This window comes from Salinicola endophyticus (assembly GCF_040536835.1).
In the GTDB taxonomy this organism is placed as follows: Bacteria; Pseudomonadota; Gammaproteobacteria; order Pseudomonadales; family Halomonadaceae; genus Salinicola; species Salinicola endophyticus_A.
This window is the reverse complement of record NZ_CP159578.1, coordinates 763,066-780,999: the sequence shown is the minus strand read 5'-3', so window position 1 is coordinate 780,999 and position 17,934 is coordinate 763,066. Positions and strand designations below refer to the sequence as shown.

The following is a 17,934-nucleotide window of genomic DNA, read 5'->3' as shown; positions in this document are numbered from 1 at the left end:
TCGAAGTCGTGCAACGGCGCGACGTGAGCGCCTCAGGCCAGGTTGTCGAGGATGCGGAGCGACGGGCCGGCCTGATTGAGGGTGTAGAAGTGCAGCCCCGGCGCACCGCCGTCGAGCAGACGCTGACAGAGCCGTGACACCATGTCGGTGCCGAACGCCTGGATGCTCTGCTGGTCGTCGCCATAGGCTTCGAGCTGCTTGCGCACCCAGCGCGGAATGTCGGCGCCGCAGGCCTCGGAGAAGCGTGCCAGCTTGCTGTAATTGGTGATCGGCATGATGCCGGGCACGATCGGTGTCTCCACCCCCAGCGCGCGGGCCCGATCGACGAAGTGGAAGTAGGCGTCGGCGTTGAAGAAGTACTGGGTGATGGCGAAGTCGGCGCCGGCTTTCACCTTGCGCGCGAAGTTCTCCAGATCGCGCTCGGCGCTCAGCGCCTGGGGGTGAAACTCGGGGTAGGCGGCCACCGCGATATTGAAATGATCGCCGGTCTCGGCGCGCACGAACTCGACCAGCTCGTTGGCGTAACGCAGCTCACCCGCCCCGCCCATACCCGAGGGCAGATCACCGCGCAGCGCGACCAGGCTATCGATACCCGACTCGCGGTAGCGTCCAAGCAGCTCGCGTATCGCGGCCTTCTCGCTGCCCACGCAAGAGAGGTGCGGCGCCGTGGCGACGCCCCCCTGACGCAGCGCCTCGACGGTATCGAGGGTGCGCGCCTGGGTCGAACCGCCGGCACCATAGGTGACCGAGAAGAAGCGCGGCGAACGTGCGCTCAGCGCATCCCGCGTGGCGCCGAGCTTCTCTCGCCCGGCCGCAGTATTGGGGGGAAAGAACTCGAAGCTGATGCCCAGGGGGAGATGCGTATTCATGCGCGCCTTCGTCTCGAAATCGGATCAGGAGAGAGAGGCGCTGGCCCGGGCCGTCGGACGCCCGTCACGACCCATGCGAGCCTCTCTACGACATGGGCTCATTGTGCCCGCCGCCTCCAGCCCCGGCCAATGAAACTTTCCGCGCCCGGGTATGAAAGCCGGTCACGCCAGCGCTTCGAATGCATCGCGCTCGATCCGTGCAGGCAATGCCAGGAAATGGGGTCAGGGATGGACACCGGCGTGGCAGTCACCACCGGTACGGCAAGCGGCGGTCTCGACCTGAAGGGTGGCGTGGTGGATCGCGAAGCGCGACTGCAGCACGCCATAGGCGCGCTCGATCACCGCATCGTGCTGGTCGGCCGAGGCGATCACCAGATGCGCGCTGAGCAGCGGGTCCTGCGGCGTGAGCCCCCAGACGTGCATGTCGTGCAGCTCATCGACCCCCTCGACCGCCAGCAGCGCCAGACGAATCTGATCCACGTCGAGGCCCTCCGGGGTACCCTCGAGCAGGGTATGGGTGGAGCGCCGCAGAATCGTCCAGGCCGCGCGCAGGATCAGCCCCGCAGCGAGCACCGAGAGCAGCGGGTCGATCGGCGTCCAGCCGGTGAGCAGAATCACCACCGAGGCCACGATCGCCGCTACCGAGCCGAGCAGATCCCCCAGCACGTGCAGCAGCGCACCGCGCAGATTGAGGTTTTCCTGATCGCCACCGTGGAGAATCTTGAATACCACCAGATTGACCACCAGCCCGAGCACGGCGATGGTCATCATCGGCCCGGCCAGCACCTCCACCGGCTGGGTGAAGCGCTGAACCGCGGCGATGAAGATCCACACCGCGATGCCGAACAGGGTCAGCCCATTGACGAAGGCGGCGAGCACCTGAAAACGCTGATAGCCGAAGGTGCGCCGGGTATCCGGCGCGCGGCTGCCCATGGCGAAGGCGAACAGGGCCAGGCCGAGCGAGAAGCTGTCACTGAACATGTGCCCGGCATCGGCCAGCAGTGCCAGCGAGCCGGAGATCAAACCACCCACCACCTCTGCCAGCATGAAACCGGCGGTCAGCAACATCGCCAACTTGACCCGCGTGGCGCTGTCGGCGGTCACTTCGGGCGTATGGTCGTGATGATGGTGGCCGCCATGATCGTGATGATGATCATGGGGGTGGGCGTGGTCGTGATGAGCGGGCATGGTGCGCGTCCGTCTAACGTGTCCCTCTAGAGTAGCGCAAGCCGCCCACGCTATTGTATTACACTCCTCTGCCCGCAAGCGGCATCGCGGGTTGCCTCACCCGGGGATCGCCTCAGCGCCAGGGACGCTGGCGCCAGAGATCCCAGGCGATGCCCACCGCGATACCGACCCCGATACCCCAGCCCCACTCACCGCTGGCGAGCCATACCACCACGCCGGCGACGATGCCGATGAGAGAGCCCTGCATATGACCTCCGTTTCGCTGAAAGGATCGACGCTTCCGCGACACGGAAAGCTGGCGCATGATGCCATGGGAGAGGACGAAGACAACAGCACAGGGGAGCGCCGGCACGCAGACGAACGAAAGGTGTCGCCGCAGCGCGGAAAGGCAAGGATAGATAGAGAGGCATCCAAATAGGCATGGGTGACGAACGCCGCCCATGAGAGCTCACCCCGCAGTCCTTTGCGGTCATGCCGCCTGGCTAAGTGAGCCCGCTCAGCATGAACCGTCAACCGGCGGTAACCAAGGCAAATATGATAATCCACGCATCACTTTTGCTAATGGCAACACTTAAGTTCCCTTAATCATGAAGTTATACCCGAACACCCGTTCAATAACCCCTCGTCATTTTTTGTATCTGCGAAAAGGTCGCGAGAACAGCGGCTTGCTTCCCTGCCGAACACGCTCCGCAGAGCACAATCAGCGGCAACTGGCACCAGCGGCTCGCGCGAGATCGCAGAAACGGTAGCAGCCTGCAAGGAGGGTGGCATCGTGGGTGGCGCTGGCGAAAGCATGAGGGATGGTGAAAGCATGCAAGGGTGGCGGAAGAGAGTGGGAGTCGAACCCACCAGGGACCGCTGGCAGCCCCTACAGGAGTTGAAGTCCTGGCGTCCCACCGGGGAACGATTCTCTTCCAGGTGCGTGATTTCCCGGGCAGAGCCCAAGCGCCGCACGCGACTGACCGCGCAGGCGCGCGGTCAGGTGAACAGCATATCCTGTCGAATCACCTTGTGACCATCGCCGACGCGTCGGGTGAAGCCGACACGGTCGAAGAATTCAAGCATCGCCACCGCCAGCTTGCGCCCGCAGCCGACCCGATCGCGAAACGCCGACGCCACGACCCCCTCCGGCGAGCAGGCCGCAAGCTCGCGCACCCAGTCGGCGAGCTGGGCCACATGAGGGGTGAGAAAGAAATGATCGTGGCGCAGTTGGTAGACCTCGCCGAGCAGCGCCGTGCGTCGCAGCAGGGTGCGGATCTCCCCCTCATCCACGCCCAGTGTCATGGCGATATCGCGCACCCGGGGCGGTTCGAACGGCGTCTGCGCCAGCAGCGGCCGCACCGCCTGCCAGCGCGCGGCATCGGCCTCTCCCAGCGTCGCCCGATGGTCGGCCAGGGCGATGAAGGGCCCGTGCTGGACGATCTCTCCCCCGGCTTTCCAGCGCTCCAGCAGCGGGCGGAAAAGCGCCGGCGGCAGCGCCGGTGCGCTCATCCGCCGCAGCCGGTCGATCTCCGCCCCACGCATCGCCGGCTCCTCGACGTGGACCTGGCCCAGACGCGCCACCACCGCCGCGTAGCGCGCGGCCAGATCGTCGACGCGAAAGGCGTGGCGCGTGGCCGCGTCGGCGGCGATCACCACCCATCCGGCCTGGGCGGCCGCTTCGTCGAGAACCGCCGCGGGCAGGTCGAGATTGGCCGCCAGGGCCACCAGGTCGACACTCTGGCCGCTGGCGAGACGCGGCCACAGCGCTGCCAGTTGCACTTCGCCGTCCGCCTCCGGGAGCATCGCCCTCAGTGCCTGCAACCAGGCCAGGCGCGCCGGCTGACGCGCACCACGCCGCGGTGGCGCCACGTCGAGCACGCGTGCGCCGGCCAGGGTGCGGCTGGCGCCGTGGTCGCGCACGATCAGCGCATCGCCGTGGGCCGCGTGCAGCGGCGCCGCCAGCACCAGCTGCGCCAGCATGGTCTGGCCAGGGGCCAGCGTCTCACCCTCGAGCAGCGAGACATGGCCGGTGACATGGGCGCTGAGATGGTGCAGATGCACCGGCGTCCAGTGCTTGAGCGGTTCGGCTTCCGACAGCAGTGCGAGGGTGACGTCGAGCCGCTGACGTCCCTCGACCCTGGAGTCCGCGGCGACTACCCAGTCCCCGCGCGACAGCGTGCCGCGCTCGACCTCGCTGCCACTCAGATTGAGCGCGCAGCGCTCGCCGTGTCGGGCCAGCGCGACCTCGCGATTCTGTGCCCGCAGCGCGCGTACCCGCGCGCTGGCCCCGCCCGGCAGCAGGCACACATTATCGCCCTGGCGCACCTCACCGCTGCGGATGGTGCCGGTGACCACCACCCCCGCGCCCTGCTTGACGAAGGCACGGTCCACCGCCAGCCGAAAGCCACCGCTCACCCTGCGTGCCGTCTGCGCGCGCGCCGCGGCCCACAGGGCATCACCCAGCGCCGCCTGGCCCGCGCCGGACAGATTGGAGACGGCGAACAGCGGCGCCCCGGCGAAGCGCGTCTGCGCCAGCCAGGCGGTGATCTCCGCACGCACCTGCTGCACCCGGGCGGCGTCCACGCGGTCGCACTTGGTTAGCGCGACCCAGGCGCGCTCGACCCCGAGCAGCTCCAGAATGCGCAGATGCTCGACGCTCTGCGGCATGATGCCGTCGTCCGCCGCCACCACCAGCAGCATGGCGTCGATGCCAGCGGCACCCGCAAGCATGTTGGCGATGAAGCGCTCATGACCGGGCACGTCGATGAAGCCGAGTACCGCCCCCTCGCTCCCCGGTGGCGGTGTGGGATAGGCGTATCCCGGCTCAATGGTCAGGCCGCGCGCCTGCTCCTCCTTCAGGCGGTCGGTGGCGATACCGGTGAGCCCGCGGATCAGCGCGGTCTTGCCGTGGTCGACGTGCCCCGCGGTACCGACGATCATGCCGCCTCCCAGCACGCCGGCAGCGTCGCCAGCTGCGCCAGGAACGCTTGCTCGTCGGCGGGCTCGGCGAGACAGCGCAGATCGAGCCATAGCGCACCCTCGTGGGTGCGCCCGATCACCGGTCGCGGCAGTGCGCGCAGCGCCCGCTCGAGACGGGCCAGATCGCGCCCGCGCGGCGTATGCAACACCAGCGCACGGCTCTCCAGGCGATCCACCGGCAGCGAGCCGCTGCCGAGCTGACTGCGGCAGGCCTCACTCTCCACCGTGGCGATGCCGGCGAGTGCCGCCCGCAGTGGGTTCAGCAGACGCTCGGCCTGCTGTGCGATTTCATCCTCCACACGGGTCAACAGCCGCAGCGTGGGCAGCTCGCGCGCCGGCGAATCGCTGTCGCGATAGACCCGCAGCGTGGCCTCGAGGGCGGCCAGGGTGAGCTTGTCGCAGCGCAGCGCGCGCTTGAGCGGATGGCGCTTGAGACGCTCGACCAGCTCGCGCCGGCCGACCACGATCCCCGCCTGCGGACCACCCAGCAACTTGTCGCCGCTGAAGGTGACCAGATCGGCCCCGGCGGCGATCGCCTCCGCCGGCTGCGCCTCGTGGGGCAGTCCCAGGGCGCGGAAGTCGGTCAGCGCGCCGCTGCCCAGATCGATCATGAAGGGAATACCGTGGGCGTGGGCGATCGCCGCCAGCTCCGGCTCCGGCACGCTGCTGGTGAAGCCGGCGATGGCGTAGTTGGAGGTGTGCGCCTTGACGATCAGACCGCTCTGTTCACCCAGCGCCTGACGAAAGTCACGTGCATGGGTGCGGTTGGTGGCCCCCACCTCGACCAGCCGGCAGCCGGCGGCGGTCATCACGTCGGGCATACGGAAAGCGCCGCCGATCTCGATCATCTCGCCGCGCGAGATGATCGCCTCGCGACCTGCCCCCAAAGCGCTCAGCGCCAGCAGCACGGCGGCCGCATTGTTGTTGACCACGGTCGCCGCCTCGGCCCCGGTGAGTTCGACCAGCAGCGCCTCGACCAGACGGTCGCGGTCGCCACGCTGCCCGCCTTCGAGGTCATATTCCAGCGCCGCCGGGTGGCGTGCCGCCTCGACCATCGCCGCGATTGCCGCCTCGGCCAACGGCGATCGTCCCAGGTTGGTATGGATCACCGTACCGGTGAGATTGAACACCGCGCGCAGGTTGGGCCGGGTCAGCCGCACGAGACGCTCACGCACCGCATCGATCAGCGCCGGCTCATCGAGTGAAGTCGGCGCGTCCGGCGCCGCCAACCAGCGACGCCACTCGGTGAGCGTGTCGCGGATAGCGCGGGTGAGCACGCGCTCACCATGGCGTGACCGTTCCGGTTGCAGGGCGGCATGGGCCAGCAGCACGTTGACGGCAGGCAGGTGGCGACGAAGATCGTTGCTCGCGGGAGAGATCTCGGACATGAACGGCTCGACAGATCGAAGAATGGCCGGGGCGACACCGGGGGTGCCCCCGATTTAAGCGTCGCCGCCACGCCAGCACAAGAGACCCGGCGCCGTACGGCCCGGGGGAAGGGAACAGCCGCGGGTCACCAGCCCCGCAACGGCAGGCGAGCGTGGCCGCGAACGTGGACACGCCCGCGCCACTGGCAGCCGTGAGCCGATCTCAACCGGCGTCGGGCGCCCCCAGCACCAGCAGCGGATTGAAGGCCCGCCGCGCCAGCTCGCGGTCGGCGATCAGCATGTCCAGGGCCAGGCTGGCGAGGTCGTCGGCGAGCGGATCGGCATCGGCCTCCCACTCCTTCTGCACCACCTTGAGATAGCTCGCACAGTGATCGCAGGTCTCCGCCTGTACCGGCAGCACGCGCTGCCCAGCGTCATCCTCGAGCCCGCAGTAGTCGAGCGTCCGGCTATCGCCGCACTCGACGCAGCGCGCGCGCTCGGCGTACCACTCGGTGGCGCACAGCCCGCAGTGCAGATAGCGCACCCGTGAGCGCGCCATGCCGATCTGGATCACGCTGGCCACCGCCGGCGCACCACAGCAGGGGCACAGCGCGCGCATGGCCTCGGCTGGGCGCCCTGGTGGCCGAGCCAGGGTGCGCGCCTGACGGGTCCACGCCACCTGCAGCGCTGCACCCACCAGCGGCGCCAATGCGGTCTGCTCGGGGTCGAGCGACTCACCGCCGAGCAAACGCGGCACCAGCGCCTCACGGGCCGCCGCCGAGGCACCGCGCAGGGCCTCGAACCACTCGCGCTGCGCCGCCGGCACCTCGCCGTCGAGCTCGGCGATCAGCGCGTCGAGATCCTCGCGCCAGCTCATGTCGCGCCACAGCCCGTCGATCGCCAGCGGCGGCACGCCGTGGGCGATCGCCACCTCGGCACTCGCGGTCACACTGGTACGGGGCTGCTGCAGCACCCGGTGTTGGGCGGCGACCACCTGCGCCATGAAGCGCAGGTAGTCGGCCATCGCCGGCACGCGTTCGGCCAGCCGCTGCAGGCGCTCGGCACGTTCGGCGAACAGCTTGCGGCCCGGCAGCACCACCATCGGCGGCGCCCCCGGCGAAGGGGGCGCCTGACCGAAAGTGTGGCCGGGGTCACTGCCCGGAGGGCGTTCAGGGTTGCTGCTCACGGCGCTGCTTCTCCTCCTGTTCGCGGGCCCAGAGGCCATGGTGATGTCGGGCCCAGGCGCGGGTCACCCAGCCCTGGGTCATCGAGCGGATCGAGCCCTTGACCCAGAGCGCGGCATAGACGTGGACCACGATGGTGACGATGGCAACGAACGCCGCCAGCGCGTGGACCAGACTCGCCAGCCGGATCAGCGGGATCGGGAAGTAGCCGGCGAACCACGGCCGCCACATGATCACGCCGCTGACCAACAGCGCCGCGATCGACACCACCAGCGCCCAGAACACCAGCTTCTGGCCCGGATTGTACTTGCCGATCGGCGGCAGCTTGTCATCGCGGTTGTCGAGCACGTCGCCGATCTGACGCATCCACTGCACGTCGTTCTCACCCAGCAGGTTACGGCTGACGTGGCGTACCGCCATGGCCACGAACAACAGCACCAGCACCAGGCCGAGGAAGGGGTGCAGGATACGCGCCCACACCGGCCCGCCGAGGCTGTGGCTGAGGAAGAAGAACGCCGGGTGGAAGAACGCCAGCCCCGACAGCGCCAGCAGCACGAACGCGATCACCATGGTCCAGTGATTGGCGCGATCGAGCGGCGAGTAGCGCACGAGACGATCCTGGGAGCGCTTCATCGGTCACCTCCATGCGGGCGGTCGTCCGCGTCGTCGCGCCGGCGCGTGGCGTCGTAGCCGAGCGTGGTCGGGTCGTCGTCGGGGCCTTCCTCGGGCTCCTCCTTCGGCCCCTTGGTCACGTAGTGGATCACCCCGGCAAAGGCGGTGATGCCGATGATCGCCGCCATGATCGGCTTGGTCACCCCCTTCCAGGCGCCGACCAGCGGCGAGATACGTGGGTCCTTGGGCAGGCCGCTGTAACGGTTGGGGTCGTTGGCGTGATGCAGCACATACATCACGTGGGTCCCGCCGACCCCCGCCGGGTCGTAGATGCCGGCATCGCGGAAGCCCAGCGCCTTGAGATCGCCGACCCGCTTGGCGGCACGATCGAGCATGTCCGCCTTGGTGCCGAACTCGATGCAGTTGGTCGGGCAGGTCTTGACGCAGGCCGGCTCCATGCCGGCGTTGACCCGATCCGAGCACAGCGTGCACTTGTAGGACTTGCTGTCCTTCGGCGAGATGCGCGGGATATCGAACGGGCAGCCGGTGATGCAGTAGCCGCAGCCGATGCAGTGGTTGGAGTCGAAGTCGACGATCCCGTTGGCGTACTGCACGATAGCGCCGGGGGCCGGGCACGCCGCGAGGCAGCCCGGCTCGGCACAGTGCATGCAGCCATCCTTGCGAATCAGCCACTCGAGATTGCCATCGGCCGTCTCGTGCTCGCTGAAGCGCATCACCGTCCACGACTCGGCGGTGAGGTCGGTGGGGTTGTCGTAGGTGCCGTGGCACTCCCCCACCTCGTCGCGCAGGTCGTTCCACTCCATGCACGCCACCTGGCACGCCTTGCAGCCGATGCACTTGGAGACATCGATCAGCTTGGCCACTTCCTCGACGTGGCTGCGCGCCTGCGGTGGCGGGGTCGTGGTGGCAGAGCGGGCAATGATGTTTTGCGAATTGATCATGGCGAGCCCCCTAGGCCTTCTCGACGCGGACGGTGAACGACTTGTACTCCGGCGTCTGGGTGTTGGCATCACCGACGAACGGCGTCAGGGCGTTGACCAGATAGCCCTTCTTGGCCACGCCGGTGAACCCCCAGTGCAACGGAATGCCCACGTGGTGCACCTGGCGGTCGCCGACCGTCATCGGCTTGAGCCGCTTGGTCACCACCGCCACCGCCTTGATGAAGCCGCGCTTGGAGGAGACATTGACCCAGTCCCCCGCGGCCACGCCGATCTCCTCGGCCAGTTTCTCGCCGATCTCGACGAACTGCTGCGGCTGGACGATGGCGTTGAGCCGGGCGTGCTTGGTCCAGTAGTGGAAGTGCTCGGTCAGGCGGTAGGTCGTCGCGGCGTGCGGGTACTCCTCCGGTGTGCCCAGGGCCGCGCGGTCCTCGTCGAAGATGCGTGCCGCCGGGTTGTTGCGCACCTTGGGCTTGCCCGGATGCAGCAGGTTCTGCGGCACCGGCGACTCGAACGGCTCGTAGTGCTCGGGGAAGGGGCCGTCGACCATGCTCTGTCCGGCGAACAGGTGTCCTACCCCTTCCGGCTGCATGATGAACGGCATCTGCCCTTCGGACGGCGCCGAGGTCTGCGGGAAATCCGGCACATCGGCACCGATCCAGCGCCCCTGCTCCGCGCTCCACCACACGAACGCCTTGTCGGCACCCCACGGCCGCCCCTGCACGTCGGCGCTGGCGCGGTTGTAGAGTACGCGCCGGTTGGCCGGCCAGGCCCAGGCCCAGCCCAGGGTGTTGCCGGTACCGTAGGGGTCGGCGTTGTCGCGCCGCGCCATCTGGTTGCCCGCTTCGGTCCAGCAGCCGGTGAAGATCCAGCAGCCGGCGGTGGTCTTGCCGTCGGCGGTCAGCTCACCGAAACCGGAGAGCTGCTCGCCGGCACGGCGCACCACCTGCCCCTGGGCGTCGGTCAGATCCTCCAGCGCATAGCCGTTGAACTCGCGCGCGAGTTCTTCCGACTTGGGTTCGTGGGGGATCTTGTAGTCCCAGGTCAGGTTGAGGATCGGCTCGGGGAAGACCCCGCCCTCCGTCTGGTAGAGCTGCTTCAGCCTGAGGAACAGCTCACCCATGATGCGCGTGTCGGGGCGCGACTCGCCAGGCGGCGGCGCCGCGGCCCAGTGCCACTGCAGCCAGCGCGCGCTGTTGACGATCGAGCCGTCATCCTCGGCGAAGCAGCAGGTCGGCAGCCGGAACACCTCGGTGTCGATCTGGCTGGGGTCGACGTCGTTGTACTCGCCGTAGGACTTCCAGAACTCGCTGGTCTCGGTGTTGAGCGGGTCCATCACCACCAGATACTTCAGCGACGACAGCGCGCGGGTGATCTTGGCCCGGTCGGGGAACGAGGCGAGCGGGTTGAAGCCCTGGCAGAAGTAGCCGGTCAGCTCGCCCTTGGACATGCGCTCGAAGGTGTCGAGAATGTCGTAGAGCGGCCGTTCGAGCTTGGGCAGCCAGTCGAAGCACCAGTCGTTGTCGGCGGTCGCGGCCTGCCCGTACCACGCCTTCATCAGGCTGACGTGGAACTTCTCGTAGTTCTTCCAGTAGGAGACCTGCCCCGCCACCGTGGGCTGCTTGGTGCGCTTGTCGATATAGGCGCGGTATGCCTGCTCCTTGGCGTTGGCCAGGGTCATGTAGCCCGGCAGCAACTGCGACAGCAGCCCCAGATCGGTCAGGCCCTGGATGTTGGAGTGCCCGCGCAGCGCGTTGACCCCGCCCCCCGGCATGCCCATGTTGCCCAGCAGCAGTTGGACCATGGCCGCGGCGCGGATGATCTGCGAGCCGATCGAGTGCTGCGTCCAGCCCAGCGCATAGAGGATGGTCATGGTCTTGTCGGGCACCGCCATCGCCGCGATCTTCTTCCAGATGCGCTGGATGTCGGCCACCGGGATACCGCTGATGCTCGAGACCATGTCAGGGGTGTAGCGCGCATAGTGCCCGCGCAGCAGCTGGTAGACGCAGCGCGGATCGCTGAGCGAGTCGTCGCGGCGCACGAAGCCGTCGTCGCCCTTCTCGTACATCCACGACTGCTTGTCGTAGCTGCGCGTGGCCTCGTCGTAGCCCGAGAACAGACCCTCCTCGAAGCCATAGCCGTCGCGCACGATCAGCGCCGCGTCGGTGTAGTTCAGCACGTACTCGCGCTGGATCTGGTCGGTCTCGATCAGATAGCTGATCAGCCCGCCGAGGAAGGCGATATCGCTACCGGTGCGGATGAAGGCGCGATCCTGCGCCACCGCGCTGGTACGGGTGAAGCGCGGGTCGATCGTGATCAACTCGGCCTTGTTGTGCTCGATGGCCTCGGTGACCCAACGGAAGCCCACGGGGTGTGCTTCGGCGGAGTTGCCGCCCATCGACAGAATCAGATTGGCATTGCGGATGTCGACCCAGTGATTGGTCATGGCACCGCGACCGAATGTTGGGGCAAGACCTGCCACCGTCGGTCCGTGTCAGACGCGCGCCTGGTTGTCGAACGCCACCATGCCCAGCGTACGCACCACCTTGTGGGTGATGTAGCCGGCTTCGTTGGAGGAGCCTGACGCCGCCAGGAAACCCGTCGTCGTCCAGTGGTTGACCGTCTGCCCCTGGGCGTTGCGCTGCACGAAGTTGGCGTCGCGGTCATCCTTCATGTGCCGAGCGATGCGCCCGAGCGCCTCGTCCCAGCTGATCCGCTTCCACTCGTCACTGCCGGCCTCACGCACCTGTGGATAAGCCAGGCGGCCATCGCTGTGGACGAAGTCCAGCAGCCCGGCGCCCTTGGGACACAGCGAACCGCGGGATACCGGATGATCCGGATCGCCCTCGATGTGGAAGACGTTCTGCTCGACGTTCTTCGCCCCATCGCCCTTGCTGTAGATCAGAATGCCGCAGCCCACCGAGCAGTAGGTGCAGGTGTTGCGGGTCTCCTTGGCGTGGGTCAGCTTGAACTGCCGGATCGAGGCTTCGGCGGGCTCCGGAGCGAACCCCATCACCGCCAGGCTCGACGTCGCCAGCCCCGCCCCGCCCAGTTTGAAAAACTGGCGCCGCGTGACGTTAATTGCCATGTGCCATCCTCATCGGATTGTGTCGTTACCACCGCCCTGGCGGTCCTCCCAGGGGTGCCTGCAGCATCAACCAGCACGCCCGGCGTTCAGGGGGGGGATACGGCGCTTTTGAGCAGCGCCTTAAGTCAACTTTATAGCAGGCGCGGAGCCAGGCGTCTCCTAGTTGCGACGAAAAGCCCAGACCAGACGCCGACGCCCGCGTGAGCGGGCGTCGGCGTGTCAAGAGCGTGCAGGAAACGGTCAGAAAAGATATCGGCGAGCCGTCGTCAGCCACCGCTCGGGGCAGTCTGCGCCGGCTTGGCCTTGGCCAGCAGGAACAGCACCACGGTGATCACCGCACCCACGACGTCGCTGGCCAGCCCCGGGAAGATCAGCGCCAGCGCACCGACTGCCGCCAGTATTCGCCAGAAGGGGTTGAGCGGCCGGCGCAGGTAACCCTCCACCGCCACCGCCAGCAGCAGCACCCCGATCACCCCGGTGACGATCACCCACAGCGTGTTCCACAGGGTGGCGTCGATCATCAGCATGCTGTGCGCGAACACGAACATGTAGGGCACCACGAAGCCGGCAATGGCGAGCTTCATCGCCTGGAAGCCGGTGGCATTGGGCGAGCCGCCGCTGATACCGGCGCCGGCATAGGCGGCCAGCGCCACCGGCGGCGTCAGGTTGGCGAACAGCCCGAAGTAGAACACGAACATGTGGGCGACGAAGATCGCGGTGTCGTTGCTACCGGCCAGCTCGCGGAACAGCGGCAGGTTGAGCAGGATCGGCGCCGCCATGGTGCTGGTGATGATATAGGTGGGAATGCTCGGCAGCCCCATACCGAGCACGATCGAGGCGACCATGGTCAGCACCAGGGTGACCAGCAGCTGTATCATCGGGATCGGAATCTGCTGGCCCAGCGTGACCACCGCGTCGGCGGCATCCAGAGCAATGCCGGTCAGCGTGGCGATGCCCACGATGATCCCCACCGCCCCGCACGCCACGGCCACCGGAATGGCGTTGCGCACGCCATCGGCCATGGCATCGCGGCAGTCGCCGACATCCATCTTCTCGGCCACCATGCCGAGCTTGGCCCGCAGCGCGTTGATCGCCACCGGCACCAGGATCACCAGGAACAGCGTCCAGCGGCTGGCCGGGAAGTTGGGCAGCGGGTTGCCGGTGAACAGCGCACGCAGCTGCGGCTCCAGGATCAGCAGCACCAGGATCAGGCCGAGCCCCAGGGTGACCCGGCGGGTGCCGCAGATCAGCACGGTGGCGGCGATCGACCAGAAGGCGGCGAAGAACGGCGCACGGCCGTCGAACAGCAGCCACAGCAGCACCGCCATCGGCACCAGCAGATGTCCGCGCTTGAGCATCACCGTCTTCAGCGGCGTCAGTTGAGAACGCGGAATGCCCTCGAGGCCGTTACGCATGGCGCGCAGATGGACCTGGAACAGCACCCCGAGATAGTAGAGCAGGGCCGGAATGATGCCGGCCAGGATCACCTGGGTGTAGGGCACCGACAGCACCTCGGCCATGATGAAAGCCGCCGCACCCATGATCGGCGGCAGAATCTGGCCGCCGACGCTGGCCGCCGCCTCCACCGCCCCGGCGAAGTTGGGCTTGTAGCCGGTCTTCTTCATCAGCGGAATGGTGAAGGCGCCGGTGGTGACCACGTTGGCGATCGCCGAACCGTTGATCGAGCCGAGAAAACCGCTGGCGATCACCGCGACCTTGGCCGGGCCGCCGCGGGTGTGCCCGGCGATCGCCAGCGCCAGATCGTTGAACAGCTGCCCCAGCCCGGACTTGCCGAGAAAGGCGCCGAACAGGATGAACAGGATGATGTAGCTCGCCGAGACCCCGATCGCGGTACCCAAGAGCCCTTCGGTGATGAACACCAGGTGCGAGACGATCTGGCGGCAGGTGGCGAGAATGATGTTCTCGTTGAGCGCCGGATAGAACGAGAGCTTGGCGTAGAAGCCGTAGAGCAGAAACAGCGTGGCCAGGATGGTCAACCCCCAGCCGGTGACCCGGCGGGTGGCGTCGAGCACCAGCAGGATCGCCACGAAGCCGACGATCATGTCGGTCTGATTGATACGCCCGGCGGAGGCGATCACCCGGTCCGACACCATCAGCATGTAGACACCGATGGCGAACGCCGCCAGCGCCAGCAACGCATCGCCCCAGGGTATCCGGTCACGCGCGCCCTTGCGCGTCAGCGGGTAGAGGATAAAGGCCAGTCCCAGCAGCGTATACAGGTGAATGCTGCGCTGGGCCACGTCCACCAGCGGCCCCGAGAACGAGGTGTAGAGGTGGAACAGCGCCAGCAGCACGCTGACCCCGGTGACGAACTGGAGCACTGCCCGCGGCAGCCGGTCGCGCACCAGGCTCTCACGATCGAACTTCTCCAGCGCCTCCTTGACCGACGGATCCTCGGGACCATCGGCGGAAAGCACCACTTTTTGTTCTGACATACTCGATTCCCTAGGGCTGGTTGAGCCAGGGTACCCACGGCCTCAGCAGCGCCGGGAGTACCTGCCACACAGGCGCTTTTACCACAGAAAAGGTCAGGATGGGGGGCGGATCATGGCGGGACAGCGGGATCACGTGACCGGCGAAGATCATCCGGTAGTGCTCCGCGACCGCCGCCTGGATCGCCAGCGGGTCGACCACCCGGTCGATGCCGGTCATCACCACCCAGCCATCGGCGAGATGGGTCTCCTTGCCCGCATGGGCGGGCACGCCGGCACCAAAGGTCTTGAAGCGAGTACCGGTGATCTCGATCGCCCTACCGGCGGTAATGCGGTACCACTCTTCCCAGTCCTCCTTCTCGACCGAGTGCATCCAGCGGATCTTGAAGGTGGTACCGGCCCAGCCGGGCAGCGCCAGACGCCACTCGGCGCCCTGCTTGACCGCCAGCCAGGGGAGCGGATACGCAACGGTGGCGATCCCGAGCAGGATCGCCACCGTCATCACTAGGCGCCAGCGCCGGCGGATCATCCCCCGACCACTGGCGTCACGCCGCACGCGGCATTATCAGGACTGCGGTGCCTTGTCCTCGGCTTTGCCCTGGCCATCGTCGCTAGCCGAGGCGTCGCTGCCGGAAGCTTCGCCAGCCATGGCGTCGCTGTCGCTCTGCGACTTGGCGGCGTCACCGTTCTCGGCCAGGGTGGCGTAGTAGGCTTCGGCGCCCGGGTGCAGCGGCACCACCAGATTCTGGTTCATGCTGGCCGGATCGAACTGCTTGAGCGCGCCGACAGAGACATTGCCCGACTCGAGATAGTCGTGGAAGCGCTTGGTCAGATCCTCGGCGACGTCGTTGCGCATGTCGCTGCCGACGATCATCACGTTGCGGATCGCCACGGTATCGACCGCACTGCCCAGGTCATAGCGCTCGGGAGCACCGGCCGGAATCTCGTAGTTCTCGTAGTACGGGTACTTCTCCAGCAGCTTGCTGGCGACGTCGCCGCTCACCGGCACGAAGGTGATGTCGGTGCTCTGCATCAGCCCGGTGATGCTGGAGTTGGGCACGCCGGAGGTGAAGAAGGCGGCATCGATGTTGCCGTTGCTCATGCCGGTGACGCTGTCGGCGTAACCGGTGTGGCTGACCTGGGCCAGATCGTCGTAGCTCAGACCGGCCGACTCGAGCACCTTGGCCGCGCTCTGCTCGACCCCGGAGCCGACCTTGCCGACGCCGACACGCTTGCCCTTGAGATCGGCGATGCTGTGGATGCCGCTATCCGCGGTCGCCACCACCTGCACCACGTTGGGGTACATGCCCGCCAGCGCCTTGATGTCGGCGGGGTTACCATCGAACTGGTTCTGGCCCTTGATCGCATCGTAGGCGACGTCGCTCATGACGATCGCGATCTGGTTGAGGCCGTCGGTGATGTTGTTGATGTTCTGCACCGAAGCGCCGGTGGAGACCACCTGGACATTGCCGACCAGATCACTGGCTTCGAACACGCTCTTGAGCGCACCGCCGATCGGATAGTAGCTGCCGCCGGTACCGCCGGTGCCGAAGATCAGATTGACCGGCTGCGCCTGCTCCGCCGAAGCGGTGTCGCTGGCAGAGGACTGGCTGGTGCTACCGTTCTCGCCCTGGGCGGGGGTCGACTCGCTCTGCTGAGAGGACGACGATGTCTGGCTCTCGCTGCTCGCCTTGTCGTCGGCATCATCGCCGCAGCCCGCCAGCAGTGCACCGGAAAGACCCAGTGCGGCAAACAGCATCCCTGTACGTAGCCTCATGGTATACCCCGTCTGTTGAGTGTGATCGCCTTGCGTCCGCGCGTGGCGCCGTCACTGGCCCACGCGCAGCGTTCGTCCATGGCCCGCGGGTCATGATTCATGCTTCAGGCTCGGTGACCCGGCCCTGCGCGACAGGCCCCAAGAGTAAGCAAGGCCCGCCCGCGATACCATGCCGGCACCGAAGACTCCGACTAAAGTCTATATTCCCTACCGCTTCCCAGCCGCCAGTACCCGACGCACCACCCGGCCGATGGTCAGCCCCTGGGAAACGATCGATACCAGCACGATCAGATAGGTGACGTTGAGTACCACGTCGCGCGCTTCACTGGGCGGCAGCGACAGCGCCAGCGCCACCGAGATCCCCCCGCGCAGCCCGCCCCAGGCGAGCACCGGAATCGAGCCGCGCCGGAAATGGGTGTGCGCCAGCGTCACTGGCACCGCCACCACCAGCCAGCGCACTGCCAGCAGCAGCAGGATCAACGGCACCGCGACCCACAGGTAGTCGACCCGGAACGGCAGCGCCAGCAGCTCGAGCCCGATGATCACGAACAGCAGCGCATTGAGAATCTCGTCGATCAGCTCCCAGAAATCGTTGAGATGCTGGCGCGTCTGCGGCGACATCGCATGGGTCCAGGCGTGGTTGCCCACCACCAGCCCGGCGACCACCATGGCAATGGGGCCGGAGACGTGCAGATGCGTGGCCAGGGTATAACCACCGAGCACCATCGCCAGCGACAGCAGCACCTCGACCTGATACTGGTCGACCCGCTTCATCAGCGCGTGCACGCCGTAGCCGAGCAGCAGGCCGAACAGCGCGCCGCCACCGGCCTCCTCGGCGAACAGCCAGATCGCGTGCCAGCCGAACAGCGACTCACCGCTCTCGGCCGCCGCCAGCAGCAGCGTGAACAGCACCACCGCGACGCCATCGTTGAACAGCGACTCGCCGACGATGCGCACCTCCATGTCCGCCGGCGCACCGGCACCGCGCATAATCCCCAGCACCGCCACCGGGTCGGTGGGCGAGATCAGCGCGCCGAACACCAGACACCAGGGCAGTGCCACCGGCACGCCCAGGGCGGCCAGCAGCCAGTGGGAGGCGAAGCCGATCAGCAGCGTGCTGGCTAGCACCCCCAGGGTCGCCAGCACGCCGATCGAGATCCAGTAGTCGCGCAGCTTGGCGACATCGACGTGGAGCGCGCCGGCAAAGAGCAGAAACGACAGCATCCCGTTCATCAGCAGGCTGTCGAAGTCGAGCGCCTCGACCCAGCCCCGCGCCAGCGCCGCGGGGGCCTCCCAGCCCAGCGCTGCCAGCCCCTGCATCGCCAGCGACAGCAGTAGCGCGCTCAGCATCACACCGATGGTGGCCGGCAGCCGGATGTAGCGTTCGTTGAACCAGGCGAGCCCGGCGGTCACGGTCAGAATGATCGCGGCGAGTTCGAGCACGAGGGCCTCCTAGTCATACGTAAATTGCCATAC

Annotated in this window: 13 protein-coding genes and 1 tRNA gene; all 14 read right to left on the bottom strand. The window is 67.2% G+C overall.

The genetic code is table 11. From position 1 onward, the window contains the following. Positions 1 to 32: 32 nt before the first annotated feature. Positions 33 to 869 carry a methylenetetrahydrofolate reductase [NAD(P)H] gene (metF, locus tag ABV408_RS03720; protein WP_353981128.1) on the bottom strand — a complete coding sequence of 279 codons (837 nt, stop codon included), beginning with the start codon at positions 867 to 869 and terminating at the stop codon, positions 33 to 35. A 222-nt stretch (positions 870 to 1,091) separates the two neighbouring features. Then, entirely contained in the window at positions 1,092 to 2,057 is a 966-nt protein-coding gene (locus tag ABV408_RS03715; protein WP_353981127.1) for a cation diffusion facilitator family transporter, read from the bottom strand. Between the two features lie 112 nt (positions 2,058 to 2,169). Then, positions 2,170 to 2,304, bottom strand: a complete 135-nt coding sequence (locus ABV408_RS03710) for a hypothetical protein (RefSeq protein ID WP_353981126.1) — start codon at positions 2,302 to 2,304, stop codon at positions 2,170 to 2,172. A 573-nt stretch (positions 2,305 to 2,877) separates the two neighbouring features. Further along, a tRNA-Sec gene (locus ABV408_RS03705) sits at positions 2,878 to 2,973 on the bottom strand. A 62-nt stretch (positions 2,974 to 3,035) separates the two neighbouring features. Beyond that, positions 3,036 to 4,979: a selenocysteine-specific translation elongation factor gene (gene selB, locus ABV408_RS03700; RefSeq protein WP_353981125.1), complete on the bottom strand. Its 1,944-nt coding sequence runs from the start codon at positions 4,977 to 4,979 to the stop codon at positions 3,036 to 3,038. Next, positions 4,976 to 6,406, bottom strand: a complete 1,431-nt coding sequence (gene selA, locus ABV408_RS03695; protein WP_353981124.1) for an L-seryl-tRNA(Sec) selenium transferase — start codon at positions 6,404 to 6,406, stop codon at positions 4,976 to 4,978. Before selA ends, selB begins: the two co-directional genes overlap by 4 nt. Positions 6,407 to 6,608: 202 nt before the next feature. Then, positions 6,609 to 7,571 (bottom strand): formate dehydrogenase accessory protein FdhE, encoded by a 963-nt coding sequence (gene fdhE / locus ABV408_RS03690; RefSeq protein ID WP_353981122.1) that lies wholly within the window; start codon positions 7,569 to 7,571, stop codon positions 6,609 to 6,611. Further along, entirely contained in the window at positions 7,555 to 8,202 is a 648-nt protein-coding gene (locus ABV408_RS03685) for a formate dehydrogenase subunit gamma (RefSeq protein ID WP_285951631.1), read from the bottom strand. Before ABV408_RS03685 ends, fdhE begins: the two co-directional genes overlap by 17 nt. Further along, positions 8,199 to 9,143 carry a formate dehydrogenase subunit beta gene (gene fdxH / locus ABV408_RS03680; protein ID WP_353981121.1) on the bottom strand — a complete coding sequence of 315 codons (945 nt, stop codon included), beginning with the start codon at positions 9,141 to 9,143 and terminating at the stop codon, positions 8,199 to 8,201. Before fdxH ends, ABV408_RS03685 begins: the two co-directional genes overlap by 4 nt. Before the next feature lie 10 nt (positions 9,144 to 9,153). Further along, entirely contained in the window at positions 9,154 to 12,228 is a 3,075-nt protein-coding gene (gene fdnG, locus ABV408_RS03675) for a formate dehydrogenase-N subunit alpha (protein WP_353981120.1), read from the bottom strand. Between the two features lie 266 nt (positions 12,229 to 12,494). Continuing rightward, entirely contained in the window at positions 12,495 to 14,684 is a 2,190-nt protein-coding gene (locus ABV408_RS03670; RefSeq protein ID WP_353981119.1) for a TRAP transporter permease, read from the bottom strand. 10 nt (positions 14,685 to 14,694) lie between these two features. After that, entirely contained in the window at positions 14,695 to 15,183 is a 489-nt protein-coding gene (locus ABV408_RS03665) for a DUF1850 domain-containing protein (RefSeq protein WP_353981118.1), read from the bottom strand. A gap of 63 nt (positions 15,184 to 15,246) precedes the next feature. Further along, positions 15,247 to 16,458 carry a TAXI family TRAP transporter solute-binding subunit gene (locus ABV408_RS03660; RefSeq protein WP_353981117.1) on the bottom strand — a complete coding sequence of 404 codons (1,212 nt, stop codon included), beginning with the start codon at positions 16,456 to 16,458 and terminating at the stop codon, positions 15,247 to 15,249. A gap of 207 nt (positions 16,459 to 16,665) precedes the next feature. Next, complete coding sequence (locus ABV408_RS03655) at positions 16,666 to 17,901, bottom strand: sodium:proton antiporter (protein ID WP_353981116.1); 1,236 nt, start codon at positions 17,899 to 17,901, stop codon at positions 16,666 to 16,668. Positions 17,902 to 17,934 lie beyond the last annotated feature (33 nt).